Here is a 22,914-nt window from a genome sequence, read left to right as displayed (position 1 = left end):
ATTTTATTGCTTATTTTCGTAGAATTTAACAGTTTCAGTTTTCATCTGCTCAATAAAGGCTTCCGGAGAGAGCTCGCCAAAGAACAAGCCATCGTCGGCGGGATAAAATACGTTCGCCCACCATTCCGGAGCAGCGCTCATGGCTCCGTCGAAGTTTTTGTGGTATGCGGTTGCATTATCAACCGTAGGTTTCACGTCTATGAGAGCATCGGGATAAATCGCGTCCGTGCGGGCTGCCATATTGTCGCTTAATTCCACAAGGCGGTCAGCCGCTGCTTTGGAAGAACAGAAAGCAATGAAGTCCTTGGCGGCATCCTTGTTTTTTGCATCTCTGGGAACAGAGAAGCTCATAAGCTGCGCTTCGATGTCGTTGAGTTCACCAGCACCTCCCTCAACAGTTGGAAACGGGAAAAAACCAAACTCAAAATCGTCTTCAGTCAGGGAAGCAGTTTCAAGAGGAATCCACGTGCCGCAGTATATCATACCTGCACCACCCATCGCCCAATCAGACTGTGCGGCAGGATATGCGGACCCAGCATAACCGTCCTGAAAATAGTTTTTACCGGCGGCGCTGATCTCGCTTAGCATTTGGGCTGCCTGCAGAAAACCGGGATCATTCCAAGAGGCGCCTGTCTTATCCAGCGCAGCTTCCAAGAATTTGCCGCTGCCGAGAATGCGCTGGCAAAGCGCTTGGAAGTAATAGCAGTTATAGAAACTGATGTTGCCGTCTGCCGCGAGAGCGGGAACACCGCTGGTCTCTATGGAGTCGCTGACTGCAAGGAACTCATCCCAAGTTGTGGGAGTTTTTAATCCCAGTTCAGCAAACATGGTTTTGTTATAGAAGAAGCCGCTGGTAATGTAGATAAAGGGCATTACATAATCGTTTCCAGCCTCGGTATAAAGCGTATAGGCACCGTTCATGTTATCCTTGATAGGAGTATCTTCTCCATAAGCGCTGCGGGCATAGACATCGTTCAAGGGATCGAGCAGCACTTCTTGATCGGTCAGAAGGGCGGCAATCAGTTCACTTGCGTCATTATCAATAATGTCTGGAGCATTTCCTATTAAAATATCAGATTTCACAGAGGTGAGCACATCTCGTCCGGCAAAATTGAAATTGACGGAGCCACCGGTCTCTTTGGCCCATTGCTCAGCCATATCCTTGAGCCAAATCGCCTGCTGTTCGGCTTCATTGAAGCAACTCGCGTATTGAATCGTGACACCTTTGAAATTGTTTTCTGCCGCATCCATTGAATTGTCCACGGCCATACTGATAGCACCAGAAGACGGCGCCGCGCTAGGCGACGCAGGACCGCCGCAAGAAGCGAATACTGCCGTCAGGAGTGCCAAAGAAAGAACCAATACTATTGTTCTGAATCGCTTTTTCATCAGAATACCTCCTATTTTATTATAATTATTTGTATCATATTGCTCTCTGCTATCCCTTTACTGCCCCCATCGTAAGCCCTTCAATAATTTGGCGTGAGAGAAATACGTAGATCAGCAAGGTAGGCAATGTAATAACGACTAGCGCTGCAAAAAGCGCAACCCAGTCCCCGGTATACTGGAGACTGCCTTGTAAAGCGTACAAACCAACGGACAGCGGGTAATCCGCACTGTCATTGACAAACGTGAGCGCCAAAAGAAACTCGTTCCACAGACTGATGAAATTAAAAATAGCTGCGGCAATGAGGCCAGGCTTGCCGAGGGGCAACATGATAGAGAAAAAAGTACGCATAGGCCCGCAGCCGTCAATGTAGGATGCTTCCTCCAATACGCTGGGAAGACTGCGAAAGAAGCCTTGGATAAGGAAAATCGTAAACGGAATGGACAAGGCAATATAAATAAGGATCAAGCTGAGTTTGGTCCCAACAATTCCGATAGAGTACATTTGAAAAAACAACGGAACTAAAAGAAGTTGGAATGGAACGCCCATACCAAAGGTGAAAAATTTATTGAGAAATCCATTGCCGAAAAAGCTACAGCGAGACAACACATATGCCGCTGGGGCTGAAATGGCAATAATAAAAATAACAGAAACGGAAACGATAAGGACGCTGTTTAAAAAATTTGTTCCCAAATGATAGGCGGTAAAAACTTTTGCATAATTCAGCCACTGTGGCGTCGCGGGCAATCCCCAGGCGTTTTTGAAAAATTCTTTGTTGGTTTTGAAGCTGGAAAGAATAATCCAGCCAAAAGCAAATATTGAAAACGCACACCAAATATAGAGGAACAGGCGAGCCAAGCCTCCGCCGACAGTGAAAATATTTATTTTCTTTTTACTGTCCATCATATCGCCTCCTCAATATTCCAGTTTTTCGCGTTTCATCACAACGCTAATCACCATAACGATAATCGCTACGGCGAGAAACATAAGCACACCCATGGCAGTGCTGTAGCCCATGCGATAAACGGTAACGCGCTTACCAAATGCGGTAATATACATCCGCACGGCGATATTCGTGGCGCCATCCGGCGGGATGTCGACACCGCCGCCCCACGCGTAAAGCAAAGCGAATTCCTTCACGGAGTTGATACCCCATAAGGTCAACGCAGTAACCAACACATCCCAAATCATCGGTATTTTGATTTTAAAGAAAATTGTAAATTCACTGGCGCCTTCCAAAGTTGCCGCCTCGATATGGCTTTCCGGTACGCGATCCAGAGCCGCGAGGAGAATCACACAGTAAAATCCGGTATACATCCATACCATAGCAGCTAAAATGGCCCAGAACAGCGTGGAGGGATCCATCCATGTTTTTCCGGTAATTCCGAAGAGCGCGAGAAAATTGTTCAGCAGGCCCCATTTATTGTTGTAGATAAACGTCCACAAAATGGCGATCGCAATGGGATTGATAACGGATGGAAAGAAGATGAGCGCGCGAAAAAACTTTTTACCACGGATTTTCCCCGATAAAATCGCAGACAACAAAAAAGAAATACTGAAAATAATCGCGCCGCCCGCAAAAGTAATAAGAAGAGAGTTTTTAACTGCAACGTTCCAGAAAGAGGAATCCCCTATCAGTTCCTTAAAATTTTTCAGGCCAACAAAATTCATTCCACTGGTAAACCCATTCCAGTCAAAAAGGCTGATGTAAAAGGCCTTGAGTGACGGGTAGATAAACATCCATAAATAGAATATCAGCGCAGGAGCAAGAAAAATGACTGCCATTCGTTGGATAGGCTTTCTCATTGCTTTATTCCCTCGCATTCAGAGCACCTCCTTGTTTGTTTATGAATGCTATTATATGGCTTTATTGAGGGAAAGTATTTGTATATTGTGTTCAATTAGGTGCATAAAAAGCGCATAGGTTGCACTATTTAACACAGTTTTATATAATAAAAAGAAAAAGGGAGGAGCTTTTTTGGTGCATCGTAAGTATTTTAGTATTATACCAATTCGACCCATTGTTGTAACGGAATTATACACAGTACATTATTTTGAAAACTTTAAGAATTATTATTTTTCAGGAGAACGACATAATTTTTGGGAAATTTTGTATGTCGATAGAGGGGAAATTATTGTCGAGACGGATCGGTTGGAACGCCCTATTCGCATGGAACGCGGAGATTTGCTTCTACACAGACCAAATGAGTTTCATTCATTTTACGCCAACAATATTGTTCCTCATAATCTTTTTGTTGTGTCGTTTGCAAGCGGGAGTCCCGCGATGGAGCATTTTCAGGAACATCCGTTTTTTCACACACGTTCTCCAATGCGCGCAAAGATCAGCCGTCTGCTGGAAGAATCACGATTATGCTTTTCAGTGCCATTGGCCGATCCTAATGTCCCCAAACTTAAGCGTGACCGCTCCGCCCCTTTTGGTGCGGAGCAGGTTGTGGTGAATACGCTGGAGCTGTTGCTCATCTCGCTATACAGGCATGAGGATGTACGCAGTGAAGCAGAGGCGGCAGAGCATGCTCAGGTGAAATTGGCTGACGATTATGTACAGCGGGCTATTGTGTATATGAAAGAGAACCTAACAAACAGAATCACCTTGGACGATATATGTGTCAATTCGGCCATCAGCAGCTCGCAAATGCAGCGAATGTTTCGGCAGAAAACGGGAACAAGCGTAATGCGCTATTTGACAGAGCTACGTATTGAAGAAGCAAAGTTCCTGATGCGAAGCCGAAATATGACCTTTACCGAAATTGCAGATCTCCTATGCTACAGCTCTATACATCATTTTTCAAAGCAATTCCATGTGATGGTAGGAATGTCGCCTTCCGATTATATCTCATCGGTTCAGAGACTAACGGAAAGCGAATAACGTGTCAATAACAACGGAAAATGACTCAAGAAAAGGGGGAACATCAGCGGAAAAGAAGAGCACATGCGGATTAAATCCGGTAATCCGTTCCGTTGGCTTTCCGCCAGAGGAGCGCCCGTGACTCCAGTTCCCTGACAAACGCGCTTTTCCCGGCCATATACGCTTCAATATCCTGCGGAAACGCCGCCGCCAGCTTCGTCTTCAGCGCGCCGTACGCCTCCGCTTCAGCCTGATACGCGCGCAGGTACGCCGGAAGCGCTAAATGACGCTCAATCTCGCGAACGTTATCCCGCTGATAAAAATGAAGATGATGCGTTCTCGGCGATTCGCCCTTTTTAAAGAAACGCCGCCCCGGGAGCCCGTTCTCCCCCATCGCCATATAGCCGAGCATCTCCAAAGCCTCCGCCCGCGCGTCCAAAACGGAAAGATCGCGAACAATCCCGAGAAAATCTAAAATTGGCTTAGCGCTCAGACCCGGAACCGACGTGCTGCCGATATGCTTAACATCAAGCAGCGCTTCGCCAAGCGCGTTCCGGATCATGCCCGCTTCCGCCGCCGCCATCCGATCCCAGGCCGAATCGTATGGCATGACAATAACTTCCCGGGCCCATCCATTCGCCACCTTCGCACCTCCCTCAATTCCAAGACTCATCGATCACCGCCTGTCAATTTTACCTGAAATGGGGTATCATCAACGATCATCGGATGTGCGCCGGAAACGATTCATCTTCCGGCTTTCTACCAACGAAAAGAGAGGATTTTTATCGAATGACAACAGAGACCAAAACCACTGAGAACGCGACCCCGGTTCCGACCCCGCCGCAGAGCAAAACCGTTCAAACTGACCATACCGTCACGATTCAAGGGAAACCTATCGCTTACACCGCGACAGCCGGAACGTATATTCTCAACGAGGAAAAATTCGGCGAAGGCGATAAAAAAGACGTATATGAAGGCGAAAAACCGCGCGTCGAAATCTTCTACACGGCTTATACAAAAAAAGACGTTAAAGATATCGGGGAGCGCCCGATTACGTTCGCCTTCAACGGCGGCCCGGGCGCGCCTTCTCTATGGGTCCATTTAGGCGTCCTTGGACCGCGGCGCGTCGCGCTTAACGAAGACGGTTCGCCGCTTCCTCCACCCTCGAAGCTCGTCGACAACGAATTCTCGCTCCTGGACCGGACCGATCTCGTCATGATCGATCCCGTCGGAACCGGCTTCTCCCGCGCTGTCAGCGGCGATAAGCCGAAGGACTTTTGGGGCTGGAAAAAAGATATCGAATCCGTCGGCGAATTTATCCGCTCGTTTATCGCTGAAAACGGCCGTTGGGGCTCGCCAAAATATATCGCCGGCGAATCCTACGGAACGACGCGCGCAACCGGCCTCGCCGATTACCTTTCCGATAAACATGGCCTGTACCTGAACGGAATTATCCTGATCTCGACCGCGCTCGACTTCATGACGCTTGATTTCTACGATGGAAACGACCTGCCGTACGTGACGTTCCTCCCGACTTACGCGACCGCGGCATGGAAACATGGGAAAATCGCGGAGAAATACCGCTCGCTGACGCTTAAAGAAGTCGCGGCGCGATCCTCCGAATTCGCCTCCAGCGAATACATGAGCGCGCTTTTCGCCGGGGACCGGCTCAGCGATGAACAGAAACGGGCCGTCGCGGAAAAGACAGCCGAATGGATCGGACTTTCCGCCGACTATATCCTGAAATCGAACCTCCGCGTCAGCATGGACCATTTCGGGAAAGAGCTTCTCCGCGGCGAAGGAAAGGTCATCGGACGCTTCGACGCCCGTTTTATCGGGCCGGATAAGAACGGCGCGGGCGAATCGCCCAGCTACGATCCGTCCGACAGCGAGATCAGCGGCGTCTTTGCCGGCGCGCTCAACGATTACCTGAACCGTGAGCTGAATTTCAAGACCGATCGGGAATATAATATTTCCAACGCGCTCTGGCGAATCTGGGACTATAAGGAATTTCAGAACCGCTACGTTCAGCTGGAAGAAATGCTGCATGATACGATGGTGCGGAATAAATTCATGCGCGTGTGGGTCCTGAACGGTTATTACGATCTGGCGACTCCGTTCTTCGCCGCTGAATTCGTCTTCAATCATCTCAACCTGACGCCTGAGCTGCGGAAAAATCTGACGATGACCTACTATGAAGCCGGGCACATGCTCTATATTCATCGACCGTCGCTCGTGAAATTCCGCCGGGACGCGGAGGAATTCTTCGATGGGAAAAGCGCCTGAGCTGTAACCCTACCCGATTTTGCAGTTTCAGTACAGATCATCAAGGCATTCTTCTATGCCTTGATGATTTTTTATATACGCCAGAGAAATTTCCGGGCACACCACACCACATCCCGTCTACACCTCATGACAAACGGCACTGATCCGACAATAGAAATCATATTCTCGTAACAGAATCGGGTAACTTTGTGAAATTTTGAACATAACTTTGAACATAACGTGGTATAGTTATTCTGCAAAACAGGAGGCTAAAGAAAATGGCTGAAACGAAAACAAAAAAAAGTGAAACCGAAGCTGAAACCGTCGACGTCCGGGCGATGATCGATCGGCTCGTCGCCAACGCGGAAATCGCGCTCCAGACCTACATGTCGATGACACAGGAACAGATCGACGCCATGGTTCACGCGATGACCCTCGCCGGACTTGACCAGCACTTCCCGCTCGCCAAGATGGCTTACGAAGAAACCGGCCGCGGCGTCGTCGAGGACAAAGATATCAAGAATATCTTCGCGACCGAATACATCTGGCACAGCATCAAATATCAGAAAACCGTCGGCGTCGTTGACGAAAACGAAAACGAAGGTTACGTTGAGGTCGCCGAACCGGTCGGAATCGTCGCCGGCGTCACCCCTGTTACCAACCCCACTTCGACAACCATGTTCAAGAGCCTGATCTGCGCCAAGTCGCGGAATCCGATTATCTTCGGTTTCCATCCCTCCGCGCAGAAATGCTCGATGGAAGCCGCGAAGATCTTACGCGACGCCGCCGTCAAACATGGCGCGTCCGAATACTGTATCCAATGGATCGAGATCCCCTCGCTCGAAGCGACGAACGCACTGATGAATCATCCGGGCGTCTCGCTGATCCTCGCGACCGGCGGCGCAGGCATGGTTCGCGCCGCGTACTCCTGCGGGAAACCCGCGCTTGGCGTCGGGCCGGGGAACGTTCCCTGCTATATCCATAAAAACGTCAACGTCCGCCGCGCCTGTACCGACCTGATGATGTCCAAGACGTTTGATAACGGAATGATCTGCGCCTCGGAACAGGCGGTGATCGTCGACCACGAAATCGCCGATGAATTCGAAACCTTCATGTCGGAGAACAGCTGCTACTTCCTGAACGCCGAAGAAATCGAAAAGGTTTCGCGCTACGTTATCAATTATGACAAAATGGCGGTCAACCCGATCGTCGTGGGGCATCCCGCGTACGTAATCGCTCGCGACGCTGGCGTCGCCGTACCAGAAAACACCAAAATCCTCCTGGCAAAGCTTCCGGAACCATCCCTGGAATATCCGCTCTCCCTCGAAAAACTGTCCCCTGTCCTCGCTTATTTCGTCGTCGACAGCACAGAACAGGGATTCGCCTATGCGCAGCGCATGCTGGAGCTCGGCGGTCTGGGCCATTCCGCCGTCATCCATACCGACGACGAAGAAATCGCGGTCCAATACGGGAAACAGATGAAAGTCGGACGGATTATCGTCAATTCTCCCTCGTCCCAGGGCGCGATCGGCGACATTTATAACACCAACACCCCGTCGCTGACGTTGGGCTGTGGCTCGTTCGGCCATAATTCGACTACCGCCAACGTTTCAACCGTCAATCTCATCAATAAAAAGCGCATTGCACACAGGAGAGTCAATATGCAATGGTTCAAAATTCCGCCGAAGCTGTACTTCGAATACAATGCGATCCAGTACCTTGAGAAGATGCCGAATCTTAACCGCGTCTTTATCGTCACCGATCCGGTCATCAGTAAATTAGGCTACGTCGATAAGGCGATCTACTACCTGCGAAAACGCGAAGTTCACGTCGCGCTCGAAATCTTCAACGAAGTCGAACCCGATCCGTCCGTCGAGACGATCAATCGCGGCGTCGCGGCAATGAACCGGTTCCAACCGGACGTCATCATTGCGATCGGCGGCGGTTCAGCGATCGACGCCGCCAAAGGGATGTGGCTTTTCTACGAAAACCCGGGGACCAGCTTCGACGGGCTCAAGCTGAAATTCATGGATATTCGCAAGCGCGCGTTCCATTTCCCGAACCTGGGGAAGAAAGCGAAGCTCGTCGCCGTCCCGACGACAAGCGGAACCGGCTCCGAAGTAACCTCCTTCTCGGTCATTACCGATAAGCAGAACGGCAATATCAAGTACCCGCTTGCGGATTATGAACTTACGCCGGACGTTGCGATTATCGACCCGCAATTCGTCAAAACCATGCCCAAATCCATCACCGCCGACACCGGGATGGACGTCCTGACGCACGCGATCGAAGCCTACGTCTCGGTCCTGGCTTCGGATTACACCGACGGACTGGCAATGAAAGCGATTCAGCTCGTTATGCAATACCTTGAACGTTCTTTCGCCAACGCGAACGACATGGTCGCCCGCGAAAAAATGCATAACGCTTCCTGTATCGCCGGGCTGGCGTTCACCAACGCGTTCTTAGGCATCTCCCATTCGCTCGCGCATAAACTCGGCGGCGAGTTCCATATCGCCCACGGCCGCGCCAACGCGATCCTGCTCCCGCATGTCATCCGTTACAACGCGACCAAACCGACTAAATTCACGATCTTCCCGAAATACAGCGAATTCATCGCGGATCAGCGCTACGCCGAAATTGCCCGTGTTTCCGGGCTTCAGGGGAACACTACGGAAGAACTTGTCACCGCGCTGATCGAGAAAATCCGCGACATGAACCGGAAACTGGGAATCCCGGAAACGCTGAAAGACACCGGAATCGACGAAACCGAATTCTTTGCGGTTATCCGCAAAATGTCGGAAAACGCCTTCGAAGACCAGTGCACCGGCGCGAACCCGCGCTATCCGCTTATCAGCGAATTAGAAGATATTTACCGCCGCGCGTACTACGGCGACTTCGCCTGACGCCGGGTTTACCGACCCGAAAGATACCCGCGATCAGATTCGCGGGTATTTCTTTTCGCCCTGATCCGCTGAAACGATCCGTTTCTTCGGTATACTTTCCCTGTCCGTCGGACCCGATACCGGAATTCATCCGCAAAGCGAAAAACGCCGCGCGGAAGCGGAAAAAGGCGCAGCATGCTGACATTAGACAACATATATAAAGCAAATCACCGATTAAAAAAGATCATTCGCCGAACCGACCTGATCCAGGCGCGCTCGCTGAGCGGCGAAAATCAGGTATACCTCAAACCGGAAAACCTCCAGGTGACCGGTTCCTTCAAAATTCGCGGCTCGTTTTATAAAGTTTCCTGTCTTTCGGACGAAGAAAAGAGCCGCGGAATTATCGCCAGCTCGGCGGGGAACCATGCGCAAGGCGTCGCGCTCGCAGCGGCGCGCAACGGCGTCAAGGCGCGCATCTTCGTCCCCAGCACTGCCCCGCTCTCCAAAATCGAAGCCACGAAACGCTACGGAGCGGAAGTCGTCCTTGTCGACGGCGTCTACGACGACGCCTACAGCGCCGCGATTCAGGCCGTCGAAGAAACCGGCGCGATTTTTATCCATCCGTTTAACGACGAAGACGTCATCGCCGGACAAGGCACCATCGGGCTGGAAATCCTGGACCAACTGCATGACGTCGACGCGGTCATCGTCCCGATCGGCGGGGGCGGGCTCGCCTCCGGCGTCGCCTTCACGATCAAGAAGCTGAACCCGGACGTCCGCGTCTACGGCGTTCAGGCGCAAGGCGCCTCCGCCATGTTCGATTCGATCCATCAGCACGCGCTGACCCGGACCGACAAAGTCACAACCTTCGCCGATGGGATCGCGGTAAAACGCCCCGGCGAAATGACGTATGAAATCTGCGGCCAGTTTTTAGACGACCTCGTCACCGTTAACGACGACGAAATCGCCGCGGCGATTTTAAAACTCATGGAAGACGAGAAAGTCGTCGCCGAGGGCGCGGGCGCGACCGGCGTCGCCGCCCTCCTCTTCAATAAGATCCCCGAAAAAGGAAAGAAAATCGTTCCGATCGTCTCCGGTGGAAATATCGACGTCACCATCCTTTCGCGCGTCATCACGCGCGCGCTCCTGACGACAGGGCGGATTTCCGACCTCTGCCTCGAACTCATCGATAAGCCCGGCCAGCTCAAGGAAGTCGCCGAAATTATCGCCAATCATGGAGCGAACGTCACCAAAGTCAACCATGAGCATGGAGGCGAGCATACCGATATCAACGGCTGTTACCTGCGGCTGACGCTCGAGACCCGAAACCATGACCACTTCGCTGAAATCTGCGGCGCGCTGCGCGCCGCCGGCTACGCCTTCCGCGAATGATGCGCTCAGTCGCAGCCGACTTCAAGACGGCGCCGCAACGTTCGGACGCGGCGGGCGCGCAATCTGACGGAAAACCGCCGCGCTGGATCCCACAGCGCGGCGGTTCGCAAACCTGATCCAAGGCGCAATTACGCGCTCGGCGTCCAGTACCCCTCGTGCAACGCTAAAAAATCGGGTTCCAGCTCGAGAATCGGCCCGACAATCCGCATCGGTTTCTGACCGCAGGCAATGACCGCCCGCGAAGGCAGATCAAGCGTCGGATTCCGTGGATCGTCGCCGGTGACCCGTTTCAGTTCCGATTCGCGGCAAATATAAACCGTCCGTCCCAGATTTCCCCAGTACATCGCCCCGGTACACATCGCGCAAGCCTCGGCGACATTGTACATCGTCAGTTCCGCCATCTCGTCTTTGGAGTAGAGCTGCGAAGCGCGGCGCATCAGCTCCGTTTCCGCGTGCGCCGTACAGTTCCCGTCTCCGGTAACCTCTTCGTTCCCCTGTTCCATCAGGATATTCCCCTGCGCGTCGGCCAGGAGACATCCGAATGGGTGATTTCCGCGTTCCTTCGCTTCCCGCGCAATCTCGATCGCCCGTTTCAGCAGCTTCACCTCGAACGCCTTCAAATCAGATAACTTCGTTTCCGTTTCCTGCCATTCGATCGTCTTCCGAATCAACATCCTTCCATCTCCTTTTCTCTCCCGCTCATCGCGACCGCGATCGCCTCGATCGGCGGATTCTCGCCGCTGAAAACGCCGGTCGCCTCGCCCTCAAACAGTACGACAATCCGATCCGAAACCTCCAGAATCTCGTTCAGGTCCGTCGATATCAGCAGCACGCCGCAGCCACGATCGCGCGCTGCGATAATGCAGTCGTGAATAAACTGCGCCGCGCCGATATCCAGCCCACGGATCGGATGAACCGCGATCAGCAAATCAGGATTCCGTTCCAGCTCGCGCGCAAGGATAACCTTCTGTTGATTGCCGCCAGAAAGCTGGCCGGTCGGCTGATCGATCGAGAAGCAGCGAACGTCGTATTTCTCGCGCAATTGATCCGCATGAGCCGATATCGCTTTCTTCCTGAGATAAAAACCGCCGAGACCCGCGTACTCAGGAGACGATTCAGATTTCAGAAGCAGGTTTTCTCGAATCGACATCGCGCCGATCAGGCCCATCTTATTCCGATCCTCAGGAACATGCGAAATATTCCGCGCGATAAAATCGCAGGGAGAGAAGAGACCAACCGTTTTTCCCCGGAAAACGACCTCGCCTGAATCCGGCGCGATCAGTCCGGTAACTAACCGCGCCAATTCGCTCTGACCGTTTCCGTCGACGCCCGCGATACCGACGATTTCACCGCGTCCAACCGTCAGCGAAAGACCGCGCAGCCCGTTATGCTTCGAAAACGCATGATAAGACGCGTTTTGAATCGAAAGCACCGGCGGCAGGTCCGCGACGGACTGTACCTTCGGGTACTTTTTCTCGACCAGCCGATGCCCCACCATCATCGCCGCAAGCTCGGTTTCGTCCGCCTCGCCGCGCCCAACCGTCGAGACGACCTCGCCATGGCGAAGGACCATGATCCGGTCGCTGATCTCCATGACCTCGCGCATCTTGTGCGAAATGAAGATCACCGACTTCCCTTCGGCGGTCAGCCGGCGGATAATACCGAACAGCCCGACCGTTTCTTCATCAGTCAGAACCGCCGTCGGCTCGTCTAAAATCAGGATTTCGCTCCCGCGCCAAAGCGTCTTGATAATTTCGACGCGCTGCTGCGCCCCCACGGAAATCTCTTTAATCTTCTTATCGAATTCGATATCCAGCCCGTACCGATCCGACAGCGCCATAATTTCGCTTCGGAGTTTCGCCTCGTTAATAACGACGGCCTTATCGTCGGTCACGCCCAAAATAATATTCTGGAAGACCGAAAACGCCTCAACCAGCATGAAATGCTGATGGACCATGCCGATCCCGTATCTGACCGCGTCGGCAGGCGAAGTTAATTTCACCTGCCGACCGTTCATTCGGATTTCGCCGGACGTCGGCCGGTACAGCCCGCAGAGAACGTTCATCAAAGTCGATTTTCCCGCGCCGTTTTCGCCCAGTAACGTCAGCGTCTCGCCGCGGTTCAGCGTCAGATGAATATCCCGAATCGCGGTAAAAGCGCCGAACTGCTTCGTAATCCGCTGCATCTCCAGCAGCGGCGGCGTATGTCCTTCGCTCATGGTTAATCTCCTCCGCTCGGCCTTCGTCCGTCAGCGTTATTTCAGTTCGTAATCGATCGTAATCGATCCGGCCTTCAGCTCATCGAAAATTTTCATGAACGCTTCTTCAACGTCCTTCATCGACTCGCCGATCTTCCCAACGTATAAAACGCCTTCTTTAACCCCCGCCTCGATCACTTCGCCGCCGAACGTCCCGGCCTGCGTCCGTTCCAGCCCGATCCCGACGAGCGCGACATTATCCGTAATAATACTCGTCAGGATACGTTCCGGATTCTGGTCCAGTGATTCGCCCGGCTGCGCAATTCCCCAGCGGTCCTCGAACTCGACGAGCCCTTCGCGAACGCCGACGTCAACCGCGCTGGCGGTCCCGAAGAATACGTCCGTATCATTCGTGGAAATCATCGACATCGCGATTTCTTTCCCTTTCGCGGTATCGTCCCAACTGTTCGCCCAGCTGACCGAGACCTCAGCCTCCGGGTTCGTATAAGCGACGCCCTGATAATAACCGTTGATCGCCTGCTTCGCCGTCGTGATTTCCATTCCACCGACGAACCCGACTTTCTTCGTCCGCGTCTTCAGCCCGGCCAGCGCTCCGGCGAGGAACCCCATCTGCGTATTATCCGCCTTAACTGACATGACGTTTTCAGCCTTGACATCGCCGTTCAGGACGAGGAAATTCGTCTTCGGGAACGCAGGCGCGACTTCGAGAACCGCGTCGGTAAATTCATTTCCCGGAGCGAAAACGAGATCGAACCCCATGTTCCCATATTCGGTCAGGATCGAAACGTAATCCGTCTGAGCAACGTTTTCGGAATAAGCTGTCTCGAATCCGAAGTTTTCCGCCGCGCCGGTCATCCCCGCGTAACAAGCGCTGTTCCAGCCGCCGTCGGCGATCGGCGTATTCGCGATCATCGCCACCTTCCAAACCTTATCGCTCGCCGCTGGAGCTTTCGCGTCCGTCTCTGGAGCGGCGGCTTCCGGAGTCGGTTCCGCTTTCGGCGCGCAGCCAACCAACAACGATAAAACCGACAAAACAACAACTAAAAAGAATAAATACCGTTTCATCATAACTCCTGTTTTGATGGTGGAAAGCTGAATCACTTTCCTTCCCGAGCGTACGGTTGCCCGTTCGCCTTCGGTTCGTTCGATTGCTTGCTCGAAAGGAGCAGTACGAAAATCGTCATCAGATAAGGCAGCATCGATAATAACTGATACGGGATGTCACGGAAAAGAACCTGGAAGCGGAGCTGAACCGCGTCGGCAAGCCCGAACAGGAGCGTCGCGAGCAAAACTCCGGCGGCGCTCCAATTCCCGAAAATAACCGCCGAAAGCGCGATGAAGCCGCGGCCGGCGACGACGCCCTCCGAATACGCCCCGATATAGCAGGTCGTCAGATATGCCCCGCCCAATCCGCCTAAACATCCGCAAATCACGCAGGAAAGATACTTCACCCCCGCGACGTTAATCCCCATCGACTCCGCGGCGCGCGGATACTCGCCGACCGCCAGGTAGTTCAGCCCCGGTTTCGTCCGCCGGAAAAACCAGGCCGTCAGGATCGTCAGGAGAAGCGCAAACCAGGTCATTGGATGCGCAGAGAAGAGGATCGACCCGATAAACGGGAGCTTCGAAAGCCCCGGAATCGAAAGATTTCCGATCGTCGGCCCTTTCATCAACGTCGTCTTAACCCCGAAAAACGTCCGCGATAAAAACGTCGCCAGCGCCGGCGCTAAAATATTCAACGCCATGCCGTTGATCGTCTGACCAGAGCGGAGCGAAATCGTCGAAAACGCGTAAATCAGGTTCAGTAAAATCCCGGCGAGCGCCCCCGCGGCCAGACCTGAAACCGGGCTCCCGGTCAGGTAGCCGACGATAAACCCGACGCCCGCGCCAATCGTCATGAGCCCGTCGAGCCCGATATTGACCATTCCCGCCTTTTCCGAATATAACTCTCCCAACCCCGCTAAAAGGAGCGGCGTCGCCATCCGGATCATCGAAACCAGCAGGTTTTCTAAAAACGCCAAATCGAAAATCGCTCCCATCCGCTTACGCCCCCTGTTTTTTCCTGAAAATTCGCGCGGTCAGCTGCTGAAATTCGGGAAGGCTGACGAAAGCCGCCGCGCCGACCGCGAAGATAATAATAATCGCCTGAACGACGTCGACGATCGCGGAAGGAATCCCCGCCCCGACCTGCATCGTATTCGCGCCGACGCGAAGCACCGCGAAGAGATAGGCGACAAATCCCGTTCCGATCGGGTTGAGCTGCCCGATGAGCGCGATCGCGACGCCGTCGAACCCGAACCCGGCGCCAAACCCGCCCATCAGGCGGTAAGACACGCCCAGAACCTCGACCGCGCCGCCAAGCCCCGAAATCGCGCCGGACGCGACGAACGAAATTACGGTCATCCGCTTGACCGGCAGCCCGTTCACCAGCGCCGCGACCGGGTTGTTCCCGACAACGCGCAAACGGAAGCCGCTCGCCGTATTATATAAATAGTAATAAATCAGGATCAGTACCGCCAGCGCGATCAGGATCCCGGCATGGACCCGCGTCGGCGGCAGGATCCGCGAAAGGCGGTCCGCCGGCTCGATCGCCGCTGTCTGCGGAATGTTCGCTTCCATCAATGGGCCCGCATATAAATAACCCATGAACAGCAGCGCGACATAGTTCAGAAGAATCCCGATAATCATCTCGTTCAGGTTCCGGAACGCTTTCAACAGTCCGGGAATCGCGCCCCAGACCGCCCCGGCCGCCATCCCGCCAATCAGGCTCAGGATCATATTCGCCGCGCCGGTAAACGGAAGAACGATCGTCGAAAGCCAGTTCGCCGCGATCGCGCCGGCGATAAACTGCCCCTCGATCCCCAGATTCAGCATCCCGCACTGATACGAGAAAACCGCCGCCAGACCTGTAAAAATCAGCGGCGTAACCTTCACGATCGTTTCGCCGATCGATGGAAGACTTCCGAACGCACCGCGGAAAAGGAACCCGTACGCAAGGATCGGGTCTTTCCCGATCAGGAGAATCAGGATCGCCCCGGTCAGCATCGCCAGCAGAATCGAGAAAACGGAAACGCCGATTCGTAGGATTGTACGCGCGATTGTCATAGTCCACTCCGCAATCAACAAGTTGTTTGACAACTAATCTTAGCATGGATCTTTCAGTTCGTGAACCGGAAGACATATATCAATCATCCATGACGAATGTAATAAGACATAGACAAATAGCGAATCCGGAAACGGCAAAGTCAGACTGAAAACGCCTTCCCGGTCAGGAGAAGGCGTTGATCAGGTAAAAACTCCGGCGGCGATTATGGAATCGGGGACGCCTCTTCCGTCAACGCAACCGCAAAGCTCAGGATCGTTTCCGTCTCCGTATCCCACTGATGAACCGTCCGGTTCTCAGGGTTCAGATACGCGAATTTCAGGTCCGGCCTGACATATTCGAAGATGATCTGGTCCGATTGGCGAAGCTTCGGGTCGGCGAAAATATAATCCTCGATCCAACCGATATCCGGCCCGTCAAATCGATTCGCCGAGAGCGAATCTTCTTCATCGCATCCGCCGCCGCTCGCGAGCTGGACCCTTCCGTCGAGAACCACGTTGCTCCCCTGAAACGCCGTGGGGGCGTCGCTGAAAGCGCAAAGCTGTCCGTCGTAAGCCGTCGGATACACGAATTCATTGATCCGGCGGATCTGATATTGAAAAAGCAGGCCGTTATCCGACGGCTTTTTCCGCAGCTCCATTTTCGTCCGGTTCACAGTCGGTTCGTAGTCCTCGCTGATATAATACGGCGCGTCTTTCAGCGCTTCCGCCAGCTTCTGACCGTCGTCGCCGAAGAAAGCAACCCGAAATCCGGAATCCGCGCGCTTGACGATTCCGTCGTCCGGAAAGGCGTCCGAACTCGCGAATCGAAGCTTCTGAACGTCCCAGAACTTCACCAGCGCAAATAAAATCGGGCTGTCGGCCGGAACCGGCGACGGCGCATACCGGTAAATCATCCGGACCGCGCCGCAATCCGACACGTTGATTTCTCCCGCTTCCGTCTCCCCGTCAACAAATTCGCAGACCCGATCCTCCGCCGGATCGCCGGAGCCGTACAGCAGCGTCAGCGTCAGCGCTTCATCCGTATTTTCGAGCGATTCCATCTCGATCACGATATCGCCGCGAAACGGAACCGTCATCCGCATCGGCTCAGCCGATTCGTCCGGTCCCTGCGCGAACGCCGCCCGCAAAAAAATCAGGCAGGAAAAGACGGCGACAGGAAACAGCAACTTTTTCATCATACACTTCCTTTCTGCTCAAAAAAAAGGCGTTTCTTAATACTCAGTATACAAAAAAAAACGAAACGAATATCACATAATTGTCATAGGTTCTATCGTTATGTTAATAATAAAACCCATGACATATGTCGCTGAATATCCTGAGCGGAAAGGAGGAGCGATTTTCCCGTGCCGATCCTACTGATACGCTTTTTTCTTCGCCGCGGCGATCAATCCGCGGAAAAGCGGATGCGCGCGGTTCGGGCGGCTCTTGAATTCCGGATGAAACTGCACTCCGACAAAGAAATCATTTTCCGGTATCTCAATCGTTTCAACGATCCGTCCGTCGGGGGAGGTCCCGCTGATTCGCAGTCCGGCGTTCGTCAGCCGCTCGCGGTACGCGTTGTTGAATTCATAGCGGTGACGGTGGCGTTCGGAAATCTCTTCGCGCCCGTAGCATTCAAACATCTTTGTCCCCGGCAGGACGGAGCAGGGGTACGCCCCCAGCCGCATCGTCCCGCCCTTCGCCGTCTCCGACGTCTGGTCCGGCATGAAATCGATCACCGGATGCGCCGTCCGCTCCGTGAACTCAGTCGAGTTCGCCCCCTCCAATCCGCCGACATTCCGCGCGTACTCGATCACGGCGATCTGCATCCCAAGGCAGATCCCCAGATACGGAAGATTATTTTCCCGCGCGTAACGGGCGGAAATAATCTTGCCCTCAATCCCGCGGCTCCCGAACCCGCCGGGAATGATCATCCCGTCGCAGCCGGTGAAAATCTCCTTGACCGTCTCGCGCGTGACCGTTTCCGAGTCGACCCATTCAATTTTGACCTTGGCCCCGTTTTCGTAACCGCCATGCTGAAGCGCTTCCATGACCGATAAGTACGCGTCATGCAGCTTGACATACTTACCGACCAGCGCGATCTTGACCTCCTGCCTGCAGGCGGCGATCCGCCCCAGCATGCGCTCCCAGTCGCTCATGTCGCTGAACGTCGGCGATATCTTCAGCTCGCGGCAGACGATCTCAGAGAACCGCGCCTTCTCCAGCATCATCGGCGCTTCGTACAGAACCGAAACCGTATCGTTCTCGATCACGCAGTCCGGCTTCACATTGCAGAACATTGAGATTTTCTGCTTAATGCCATATTCGATCGGCTGGTCGCAGCGTAAAACAATGATCCGCGGATTGATCCCCAGACTCTGAAGCTCTTTGACGGAATGCTGCGTCGGCTTTGATTTCTGCTCCCCGGATCCGGAAAGATACGGAACGAGCGTCACGTGAATACATAAAACGTTGTCCGGGCCGAGTTCGAGCCCGATCTGGCGGATCGCCTCGATAAACGGCTGACTTTCCATGTCCCCGACCGTCCCGCCGATCTCGGTAATAACGATATCCGCCGCCGACATCTTCCCGACAGAATAAATGAAATTCTTGATTTCATCGGTAATATGCGGAATGACCTGAATCGTCTGGCCGAGATACTCGCCGCTCCGCTCTTTATTCAAAACGTTCCAGTAGACCTTCCCGGTCGTCAGATTTGAAAAATGATTCAGGTTCTCGTCAATAAAGCGTTCGTAATGACCCAGGTCCAGGTCGGTTTCCGCCCCGTCCTCCGTGACGAAAACCTCGCCATGCTGGAACGGACTGATCGTTCCCGGATCGACGTTAATATACGGGTCTAACTTTTGCGCCATGACTTTTATCCCGCGAGCCTTCAATAAACGCCCCAACGACGCGGCAGTTATCCCTTTTCCGAGTCCGGATACGACCCCGCCGGTTACAAAAATAAATTTTGTCATCTGATCCCTTCGCCTCTTGTTGAATGATCCGCATCCTGCGCGGTCTGACCCGTTCCGAAGCCTGCCTCCGGCCACGGTCCGCGTTAATCATAATCCAATCGGCGAAAAATATATCCGAAAACGTTCGCGGCGATCTCCCCGCCGATTTCCTGCGCAGCGACCGGACCCGGGACGGTTAACGATTTCCCTCCCAGATCAGATCATACACCTGCACACCTGCGGCGACTTCCCGGCTCCTATCGACCTTCATCCCATAATGCATGTACCGTTCGCATTTATCCCGATCGTCGGTCTCCAGAATGACAGGAACGCCCCGCTCCGCCGCCAGTCCGAAAGCGAATTCCAGCATCCGCTTCATAAAACCCTGCTTCTGGTATTCAGCTCGAACGGCCAGTAAATCGACCTTGATGAAATCACGTTTAGCCTTCCGCATCCGGAGTTCAAACGTCCCTCCATTTCTTAAAAAAGCCCGGATAAACCGGATCAGCTCCTTCCACCCGCCCAATGCTTTCTTCATCGCCAGGATCATCCTGATCCCGTCCAGAAAGCGGACCGAATCGCCTTTCGAGCAGGTCATCATCAGGTATCCTTCCCGCTTCTCGCTCGTCGTATACAACAGCCCGCTGCGATACCCCGCCCGGACGATCCCGTCAATATACGTCAGCATCCGGTCCCACTCTGGCAGGAACGCGCACAAGCCCCGGCTTTCCGCCGGATATGGATAATCATAAAAGACATTCGCGATCTGACGCGAAATCAATCCGAGCTCATCGTCCGACAAGCCTTGCAGTTTAATCATAGCAATCTCCTTCTGCGCCATGGTTAGCTTATTCTAACTCAGCCATTATAAACGATTCTCCCATGGCTTCGCCGCCGCGGACGCGCATCCGGTGATTCCTCGCGGCCCGGATTTTTCCACGGCGAATATACGATATAATTCGAATCCGGAGAAAATCCTTATGATCGAAATCGGACGCACCCTTGAGGAAATCGAAACCGTCAATGAAACCAACGTCGCCGCTGCGGTCGGCTCCGGCGGCTTAGCTGTCTACGCGACCCCGGCGATGATCGCGCTGATGGAAAAAGCCGCGTGGCGCGCCGTCGAGCCCTGTCTTGAAGCCGGCTCGACGACGGTCGGAACGGAGATCGACGTTCGCCATATAGCGGCCTCTCCGATCGGCGCGAAAATCCGCGCCGTCGCCGTTGTCGCCGCCGTCGATCGAAAAAAAATCTCGTTCAGCGTCGAAGCGTTCGACGATTCCGGAAAAATCGGCGAAGGGACGCATGAACGTTTCATCGTCAGGTCCGACGAATTTCTCGCGAAGGCCGAAGCCAGACCTCGAATCGGACGCTGAGCGATGACGAAGAAAAATTTTGAATTCGACCTGATCGGACGGGATGGGAACGCCCGCGCCGGCGTCTTTTACACGCCGCACGGACCGATCGAGACGCCGGTCTTCGCGCCCGTCGGAACCCAGGCGACGGTAAAATCGCTGACCGCCAGCCAGCTCGAAGCCGAAAACATCTCATTCATCCTGAACAACACGTATCATCTCTATCTCCGCCCCGGCGACGAACTCATCGCTTCGCTCGGCGGCGTCCATGGCTTCATGAACTGGAAAGGGCCGATCCTGACCGACTCCGGCGGGTTTCAGGTCTTCTCGCTGAACGAGCTGAGGAAAATCGACGAACAGGGGGTCACCTTCCGGTCGCATCTCGACGGTTCGACCCATCGCTTCACCCCGGAAAAATCGATCGCGATCCAGGAGAATCTCGGTTCGGATATTATCATGGCGTTTGACGAATGCGCCCCGCCGCTCGACTACGACTATAACGTCGCCGCGATGAACCGGACGCACCGCTGGCTGGAACGCTGCCTGAAAGCGAAAAAACGCCCGGATCAGGCGCTCTTCGGGATCATCCAGGGAGGCGTTTTCGCAGACCTGCGCGAACGGTCGGCGGCGTTCGTTTCTGAAATGAATACGCCCGGGATCGCGATCGGCGGACTTTCCGTCGGCGAAACCAAGGCGCAAATGATCGCGACGTTGGACGCGCTGACGCCGATCCTTCCCGAAGCCAGGCCGCGCTACCTGATGGGCGTCGGTTCGCCGGAAGACCTCGTTCAGGGAATCCGCCGCGGCGTCGATATCTTTGACTGCGTGCTGCCGACGCGCCTCGCCCGCCATGGCGCGGCGATGACCCGCCGGGGACAGATGAACCTCGTCAATCGCCAGTACCGCGACGACCCGCGGCCGCTCGTCGAAGGCTGCCAGTGCTACGCCTGCCGGAACCATAGCCGCGCGTATATTCATCACCTGTTCCGCTGCAGGGAAAACCTGTCGGGGACGCTCCTCTCGATTCATAATATCCATACGCTGATCACGATCGTTCGCGACGCGCGAAAAGCGATCCTCGCCGGGACCTACGATCAATTCGCAGATGCGTTTTTAGCGAACTACCCGTTGAAACCGTAACGGGAATGAATAGCTGGAACGAAGCGAAAGCGCGTACCGCAGAAAAAAAGCAATGCATTGCCAGGCAATGAAAGCCTCTGATATGATTTGTACCGTAAGAATCGTCAGTCGTCGGTTAATTCACGGAGGAACTTCCGGTCCGCTTCGCTGAGCTCCGCTCGCTCCAGCAGCTCCGGACGGCGCGCGCGCGTCCGCCGGAGCGATTCCTCGCGACGCCACGCCGCGATTTTCGCATGGTTCCCGCTCAGCAGCACATCCGGGACCTCCCATCCGCGGTAAACCGCCGGACGGGTATAGTGAGGGTATTCAAGAAGGAACTGCGCATGCGAATCGTCGAACGCGCCGTCCGGGTCGCCTAAGACGCCGGAAAGGTTGCGGCTGACCGCGTCGAGAATCGCCAGCGCGGGAAGCTCGCCGCCGGTCAGGACAAAATCGCCGATCGAAATTTCGTCCGTCGCGAGGTGCGTCCGGATCCGTTCGTCGAACCCCTCATATCGGCCGCAGATCATCGCCAGACGCGGTAGCCGCGCGAACTGACGCGCGGCCTGCTGATCGAAAACGCGCCCCTGCGGCGTCAGCAGGACAACCGGGCAATCGGGAGGCGTCCCCAGAACCGATTCGACCGCGTCGAAAACCGGCTCGACTTTCATGACCATCCCGCCCCCGCCGCCGTACGGCGGTTCGTCCGTAATATGATGCTTATCTGTCGCCCAATCGCGGATATTATGAACGTCGACGGAAATAATCCCATTCTCGATCGCCCTGGCCAGGATACTCGAAGAAAGGTAAGCCGGAAAAGCTTCCGGAATAAGCGTAAAGATATCGAACTTCATGCCTTCTATTCTACTAGTTTCCCGCCCGCCGCGGCGTTTCCCGGAAAACTCATGCGGTCCCGTCCAGGCGGAAAAACCGGTGAAACGCTTGTAAGAGTTTTATTAGAAACGCTTAAACACGCTTGACATTCAAATTCAGAACCTGTATGATTGGAGCAACCGTTAGCACTCAAGCTTTTAAGTGCTAAAACTGGGAAAAAGCCAAAAATATTGGATGGAGGACTGTAATGAACTTAAAACCGTTGGGAAATCGTTTGGTTGTTGAACCGATCGAAGAACAGGATATCACCGCCGGGGGGATCGTATTACCGGAAACCGCGAAAGAAAAGCCCCAGAAAGCGACCGTTCTCGCCGTTGGCGAAGGCGAACGCAACGATAAAGGCGAACGCGTCACTCCGGACGTTCATGTCAACGACGTCGTTCTTTTCGCGAAATATTCCGGAACCGAGATCAAGATGGACGGAAAGAAATATCTTATCCTGCGCGAATCCGACGTTCTCGCGATCGTTCAATAATTCTTTTTTCTAAAAACAAC

20 protein-coding genes are annotated in these 22,914 nt (G+C 54.0%); 7 read left to right on the top strand and 13 right to left on the bottom strand.

The genetic code is table 11. From position 1 onward, the window contains the following. Positions 1-3: 3 nt before the first annotated feature. From BEQ56_06290 to BEQ56_06280, 3 genes are read right to left on the bottom strand one after another with little or no spacing between them, the layout of a single operon-like run. On the bottom strand, positions 4-1,389 hold the full coding sequence (locus BEQ56_06290; GenBank protein AOH43119.1) for a hypothetical protein: 1,386 nt from the start codon (positions 1,387-1,389) through the stop codon (positions 4-6). Positions 1,390-1,438: 49 nt separating this feature from the next. Further along, positions 1,439-2,293, bottom strand: a complete 855-nt coding sequence (locus BEQ56_06285; GenBank protein ID AOH43118.1) for an ABC transporter permease — start codon at positions 2,291-2,293, stop codon at positions 1,439-1,441. Positions 2,294-2,302: 9 nt separating this feature from the next. Then, positions 2,303-3,193 (bottom strand): ABC transporter permease, encoded by an 891-nt coding sequence (locus BEQ56_06280; protein ID AOH44434.1) that lies wholly within the window; start codon positions 3,191-3,193, stop codon positions 2,303-2,305. A gap of 196 nt (positions 3,194-3,389) precedes the next feature. Between BEQ56_06280 and BEQ56_06275 the strand changes: the two genes are divergently transcribed. Beyond that, entirely contained in the window at positions 3,390-4,274 is an 885-nt protein-coding gene (locus tag BEQ56_06275) for a hypothetical protein (GenBank protein AOH44433.1), read from the top strand. 70 nt (positions 4,275-4,344) lie between these two features. Here the strand turns inward: BEQ56_06275 and BEQ56_06270 are convergent, their stop codons facing one another. Further along, the gene (locus BEQ56_06270; protein ID AOH43117.1) at positions 4,345-4,926 is read right to left on the bottom strand and encodes a hypothetical protein; all 582 of its coding nucleotides are present in this window, start codon (positions 4,924-4,926) and stop codon (positions 4,345-4,347) included. A 116-nt stretch (positions 4,927-5,042) separates the two neighbouring features. On the opposite strand from BEQ56_06270, the gene BEQ56_06265 reads away from it, so the two are divergent. The 3 genes from BEQ56_06265 (at position 5,043) to BEQ56_06255 (ending at position 10,792) form a co-directional block, all read left to right on the top strand. After that, on the top strand, positions 5,043-6,539 hold the full coding sequence (locus BEQ56_06265; protein ID AOH43116.1) for a hypothetical protein: 1,497 nt from the start codon (positions 5,043-5,045) through the stop codon (positions 6,537-6,539). Positions 6,540-6,796: 257 nt separating this feature from the next. Further along, positions 6,797-9,421: a bifunctional acetaldehyde-CoA/alcohol dehydrogenase gene (locus BEQ56_06260; protein ID AOH43115.1), complete on the top strand. Its 2,625-nt coding sequence runs from the start codon at positions 6,797-6,799 to the stop codon at positions 9,419-9,421. A 174-nt stretch (positions 9,422-9,595) separates the two neighbouring features. Next, entirely contained in the window at positions 9,596-10,792 is a 1,197-nt protein-coding gene (locus BEQ56_06255; GenBank protein ID AOH43114.1) for a threonine ammonia-lyase, read from the top strand. Positions 10,793-10,920: 128 nt separating this feature from the next. Here the strand turns inward: BEQ56_06255 and BEQ56_06250 are convergent, their stop codons facing one another. The 8 genes from BEQ56_06250 to BEQ56_06215 form a co-directional block, all read right to left on the bottom strand. After that, the gene (locus BEQ56_06250; protein ID AOH44432.1) at positions 10,921-11,412 is read right to left on the bottom strand and encodes a tRNA-specific adenosine deaminase; all 492 of its coding nucleotides are present in this window, start codon (positions 11,410-11,412) and stop codon (positions 10,921-10,923) included. Between the two features lie 47 nt (positions 11,413-11,459). Continuing rightward, positions 11,460-13,010, bottom strand: coding sequence for a heme ABC transporter ATP-binding protein (locus BEQ56_06245; GenBank protein AOH43113.1), 1,551 nt, complete (start codon positions 13,008-13,010; stop codon positions 11,460-11,462). A 36-nt stretch (positions 13,011-13,046) separates the two neighbouring features. Then, the gene (locus BEQ56_06240; GenBank protein ID AOH43112.1) at positions 13,047-14,078 is read right to left on the bottom strand and encodes a hypothetical protein; all 1,032 of its coding nucleotides are present in this window, start codon (positions 14,076-14,078) and stop codon (positions 13,047-13,049) included. Positions 14,079-14,107: 29 nt separating this feature from the next. Beyond that, positions 14,108-15,049, bottom strand: coding sequence for an ABC transporter permease (locus BEQ56_06235; protein ID AOH43111.1), 942 nt, complete (start codon positions 15,047-15,049; stop codon positions 14,108-14,110). Between the two features lie 4 nt (positions 15,050-15,053). Further along, the gene (locus BEQ56_06230) at positions 15,054-16,115 is read right to left on the bottom strand and encodes an ABC transporter permease (protein AOH43110.1); all 1,062 of its coding nucleotides are present in this window, start codon (positions 16,113-16,115) and stop codon (positions 15,054-15,056) included. A gap of 203 nt (positions 16,116-16,318) precedes the next feature. Then, complete coding sequence (locus BEQ56_06225; GenBank protein ID AOH43109.1) at positions 16,319-17,293, bottom strand: hypothetical protein; 975 nt, start codon at positions 17,291-17,293, stop codon at positions 16,319-16,321. Positions 17,294-17,467: 174 nt separating this feature from the next. Next, positions 17,468-19,072, bottom strand: coding sequence for a CTP synthase (locus BEQ56_06220; GenBank protein ID AOH43108.1), 1,605 nt, complete (start codon positions 19,070-19,072; stop codon positions 17,468-17,470). 175 nt (positions 19,073-19,247) lie between these two features. Continuing rightward, positions 19,248-19,871, bottom strand: a complete 624-nt coding sequence (locus tag BEQ56_06215; protein ID AOH43107.1) for a GNAT family N-acetyltransferase — start codon at positions 19,869-19,871, stop codon at positions 19,248-19,250. A gap of 160 nt (positions 19,872-20,031) precedes the next feature. Here BEQ56_06215 and BEQ56_06210 point away from each other — a divergent pair, with 160 nt between their 5' ends. Further along, a complete protein-coding gene (locus BEQ56_06210) occupies positions 20,032-20,427 on the top strand; it encodes a hypothetical protein (GenBank protein AOH44431.1) in 396 nt (131 codons plus the stop codon). Positions 20,428-20,430: 3 nt separating this feature from the next. Further along, positions 20,431-21,546, top strand: a complete 1,116-nt coding sequence (locus BEQ56_06205) for a tRNA guanosine(34) transglycosylase Tgt (GenBank protein ID AOH43106.1) — start codon at positions 20,431-20,433, stop codon at positions 21,544-21,546. A gap of 104 nt (positions 21,547-21,650) precedes the next feature. On the opposite strand, the gene BEQ56_06200 is transcribed toward BEQ56_06205, so the two are convergent. Next, positions 21,651-22,379, bottom strand: a complete 729-nt coding sequence (locus BEQ56_06200; protein ID AOH43105.1) for a tRNA (guanosine(37)-N1)-methyltransferase TrmD — start codon at positions 22,377-22,379, stop codon at positions 21,651-21,653. A gap of 227 nt (positions 22,380-22,606) precedes the next feature. On the opposite strand from BEQ56_06200, the gene BEQ56_06195 reads away from it, so the two are divergent. Continuing rightward, the gene (locus BEQ56_06195) at positions 22,607-22,894 is read left to right on the top strand and encodes a co-chaperone GroES (GenBank protein ID AOH43104.1); all 288 of its coding nucleotides are present in this window, start codon (positions 22,607-22,609) and stop codon (positions 22,892-22,894) included. The last annotated feature ends 20 nt before the right edge of the window (positions 22,895-22,914 follow it).

It is taken from the genome of Anaerolineaceae bacterium oral taxon 439 (genome assembly GCA_001717545.1).
Classification (GTDB): Bacteria; Chloroflexota; Anaerolineae; order Anaerolineales; family Anaerolineaceae; genus Flexilinea.
The sequence above is the reverse complement of the archived record's forward strand: the minus strand, read 5'-3'. Positions and strand labels throughout refer to the sequence as shown.